Origin of the sequence: uncultured Corynebacterium sp. (genome assembly GCF_945649885.1) — a bacterium.
Classification (GTDB): domain Bacteria; phylum Actinomycetota; class Actinomycetes; order Mycobacteriales; family Mycobacteriaceae; genus Corynebacterium.
The window spans coordinates 1-3,990 of the sequence record NZ_CALZFS010000177.1; the positions used below are offsets into that span (position 1 = coordinate 1).

Here is a 3,990-nt window from a genome sequence, read left to right on the forward strand (position 1 = left end):
AGAACTCGGTGAGGTGGATGGCGATCTGGTCGGAGCTGAGGATGAAGTTGCCGTCCTCGTCCTTCTGGGAGGCCATGATGGAGATGACGTCGCGGGCATCGGAGTCGCGGCGGGACTCGATGACCTCACGCAGCTTGAGGTTGCCGGCGACATAGTTCTCCCACACCTGGGAACGCATTGGCTCAGGCAGTGGCTCCTGTGCGGATGCCAGCACCGCGAAGAAGTTATCGCGCAGCTGACGGATCTCGCTGTCCCAGGAGTAATCCAGGCCCATGTGGGCAAGCAGCGTCTGGGTGGTCAGCTCCAGGCAGTAATCCTCCAGCAGGTTGCCGGAACCGTTGTTCTCAAACTTGTCGATGATGCGGTGTGCGCGGGCCTCGATCTCCGGGGCGAGCGCATCCATGTCCTCCTGCAGGAATCCCAGCTGGGAGACGCCACGGGCAATGGTGTGACCCTGTGGGTCAGAGCCGACGAGGATGCGGGAGATCAGCTCACCGGAGATGACATCCTGGAACTGCTCCGGAACCTCAATCTTGCCGCCGTTGGCAGCGGAGGAGAACTTCTTCCAATCCCCCAGCACCTGCATGGCGTCCTCATGGCGGTTGATCATCCAGGCATTGAGGTACGGGTAGAAGAAGGTCGGGGTCTCATCACGGAACTGGGCGAAGTGAAGTGCCGGATCCTTGTAGTAATCATCACCCATGGCATCGAAGCCGTGGGCAACGGGGCATTTGCCCATGGGTGCAGCGGGAGCGGCATTGGCGGCATTCGTTGCCTTGATCGCCGCGGCGGTTCCGGTCTGGTGGGTGGAGGAAGTCATGATGAAAACTGCTTTCAGATTTTAGAGACAGGTGTGGTGGTCAGCTGGGCTTGCTGGAGTTAGGTGAGGTAGGCGCCGGCGGAGGGTGAGAGGATCTGCCCGGTGTAGTGGGCGCCGGAATCAGAAGCTAAGAACACCAGGGTTTCGGCGATCTCCTCCGGTTCAGCAAGACGTTTGAGCGGCTGCATGGACAGCAGTGCCTGTACATGATCATCACCGGACTGGGTGAGCAGCGCGGTGTTGATGCCGGCGGGCGCCAGGGCGTTGACACGGATGTTGAAGGGTGCGAGTTCGCCGGCGATGGCACGGGTCATGCCGATCACTGCTGCCTTGGATGCTGGATAGTAGGCAGGCATCGGGAGGGCGACCAGGCCCGCCACGGAGGCGAAGTTGACGATCGCTCCCCCACCCGCAGCCTTCAGCAGCGGTGCTGCCGCACGGATGGTGTAGAAGGTTCCGTTGACATTGATCTGCATGACACGGTCAAAGTCCTCATCGGGGATCTCGCCGAGGAACTCCGGTGCATAGGCCTCCCCACGCTTCATGTGTTCCATCATCGTGTGGTTGATGTTGTCCAACCATTCGGTGGCCCGGCGGTTCGGGGTGTTCACGCCGGCGGCATTGATGAGTGCATGAAGTTTTCCGTGCTCTTCTTTGATGCGGGCAAAGGCCTCATTGATGGCTGCGGAATCTGCGATGTCCACAGCGATGGTGGTGACGTCTTTTTGGTCACCGAGTTCACGGTCGAGGTTCTCCTGGGAGATGTCGAGTGCGTACACGGTTGCGCCTTCGCGGAGGAATGCGTGGACAGTGGCCAGGCCCATGCCGGAACCGGCTCCTGTGACGACTGCGATCTTACCGTTGAGACTCATCTCAAAACTCCTCGAGATTGTGTGACAAACCACGTTTTGTGATTGCGCACACTATGCCGGAAGTTCTGGACACCTGTCTAGCGATTGCTCTTGGTGTGACTTTTTCTCAGGCCTTATGTGCTGCTATTTGCCCCCGAATGGGGTGGGAACGGGCTTTTCTGGACGCCATTGCGGAGATTTGTCCCCCTGTCACCGTTGTCCTGGGGTTGCGGGTGGTGCGCGGACTCGCGGTCTACATTTCCTGCGAGTGTCTCGCCCTCTGGGACGGGGACTGATGTAGGCCGGCCCAGGGTGTGATGCTTTGGGCTGCCGGGTGAAGAAAAAGGGCAAAAGCTGGCATGGTGAGGGGTGCGTTGGGTTAGGGTAGTGCAAAACATCTGCCCTGAAGTGCAGGTGAGGGTCATTCATTTCCAGGAAATGAGACCTATTTAAAAGTCGCATCAAATCTAGTCGCAGGTCACTTTTTCGACGCAGCATTTCGTCGCTGACGGGGCTGATAAAAACACGGTTGTTTTGTCGCCTGAACTCTTCCCTTCTGTCTCATGGAACCCTGTAAAGCGGTGAGATTCCGGCTCAGCTCCGAGATCTGCTGCCCCAATCCCACGGTTGCAGTTGCGGGAATCATGAAAATCGGGGGCATTCCCATATCCCACAGGGTGGGATGGATATGTTTCAGGCAAAACGGTGATTGGACACGCCCGGAAGAACAGTACTCACTCCCCTCCATAGCCGTGGTCAGAATTGGATTCACGGTGTGATCTGCGGAACGATAATCAGAATGAACACCGACACCACACAGGACGGTGTGTCACCCGAACCTGAGAATCCCACATCAGGGATTGCTCCTTCGGATGCTCACTCCGACAAAAAATTCTTCGGTCAGCCCTGGGGGCTGGCCAATCTCTTTGGCGTAGAAATGTGGGAGCGCTTCAGCTTCTACGGCATGCAGTCCATCCTTGCCTTCTACCTCTACTACTCAGTCACCGACGGTGGCCTGGGTATGGACCAGACCGCGGCGCTTTCCATCGTGGGCGCCTACGGCGGCTTCGTCTACATGACCTCACTGATCGCCTCCTTCGTGTCAGACCGCATCATCGGCTCTGAGAAAACCCTCTTCTACTCCGCCATCATCGTGATGCTCGGCCACATTGCTCTTGCGATCGTGCCTGGCTACCTCGGACTGGGACTGGGCCTCTTCCTCGTCGGCCTTGGTTCCGGTGGCGTGAAAACCGCCGCCCAGGTGGTGCTGGGCCAGCTGTACTCCCGCACCGACTCACGCCGTGATGCTGGCTTCTCGATCTTTTACATGGGTATCAACATCGGTGGCCTCTTTGGTCCGATCCTCACCAACTTCATCTGGGGCTGGGGCGGATTTCACTGGGGCTTCGGCATCGCCGCGATCGGTATGGCACTAGGTCTGATCCAGTACATCCTCATGCGCAAGAGCACCATCGGTGCCGCCGGCCACGATGTACCCAACCCCCTGCCACGCAGCCAGTACCTCCCCTGGATCGGTGGCTCCGTGGTCGTCGTCGGTATTGTCGCCGCACTGATCGCCACCGGCATCATCAAGCTGTCCTGGCTGTCCAACATCATGGCATTCATCGCCCTGCTGGCAGCCGTCGTCCTGCTGGCACAGATGTACACCTCCAAGGAAACCACCGCCGCGGAGAAGTCCCGCCTCCTGGGCTTCATCCCACTGTTCATTGGTGGCGTGCTCTTCTTCGCCATCTTCCAGGCACAATTCACAGTGCTGGCCGTCTACTCCGACCAGCGCCTGGACCGTAACTTCCTCGGAATGGAACTCCAGCCCGGACTGGTCAACTCCTTCAACCCGATCTTCATCATCATCTTCGCCGGTATCTTCGCCACCATGTGGACCAAACTGGGCAAGCGCCAGTGGTCCTCACCGGTGAAGTTCGGTGTGGCCAACATGATCATCGGCCTGTCCATGTTCTTCTTCCTCCCCTACGTGGGCGGCGGCGCGAACTCCGCTCCGATGCTGCTGATCATCTGGGTCTACTTCCTGTTCACCATGGGTGAGCTCCTGCTCTCCCCGGTGGGCAACTCCCTGGCCACCAAGGTGGCACCGGTAGCCTTCCAGTCCCGCATGTTCGCAGTCTGGCTCATGGCCGTGTCCATGGGTACCTCACTGTCCGGAACCCTGGGTGGCTTGTACAACCCTGATGACGCCGGTGCAGAACGCACCTTCTTCATCGCCGTAGGTGTTGTCGCCATCGTTCTTGGTGGACTGATCATCGCCTCCAAGACGTGGGTCCTGAACAAGTTCGTGGACGT

The 3,990-nt window shown here is 58.8% G+C and carries 2 protein-coding genes and 1 pseudogene; 1 reads left to right on the forward strand and 2 read right to left on the reverse strand.

Annotation, left to right across the window (positions count from 1 at the left end; genetic code table 11):
* Both Q0M74_RS13340 and Q0M74_RS13345 read right to left on the reverse strand, forming a co-directional pair.
* Positions 1-820 (reverse strand): annotated as a pseudogene (locus tag Q0M74_RS13340) (cytochrome); the annotation flags it as partial.
* Positions 821-879: 59 nt separating this feature from the next.
* A complete protein-coding gene (locus Q0M74_RS13345; protein ID WP_293955260.1) occupies positions 880-1,692 on the reverse strand; it encodes an SDR family NAD(P)-dependent oxidoreductase in 813 nt (270 codons plus the stop codon).
* Positions 1,693-2,470: 778 nt separating this feature from the next.
* On the opposite strand from Q0M74_RS13345, the gene Q0M74_RS13350 reads away from it, so the two are divergent.
* The coding region (locus Q0M74_RS13350) for a peptide MFS transporter (protein ID WP_293955262.1) at positions 2,471-3,990 on the forward strand (1,520 nt) is incomplete at its 3' end.

Coding starts and splice junctions, on each gene's coding strand:
- Q0M74_RS13345 (WP_293955260.1), bottom strand. CDS start 1,692: ATGAGTCTCAACGGTAAGATCGCAGTCGTCACAGGAGCCGGTTCCGGC.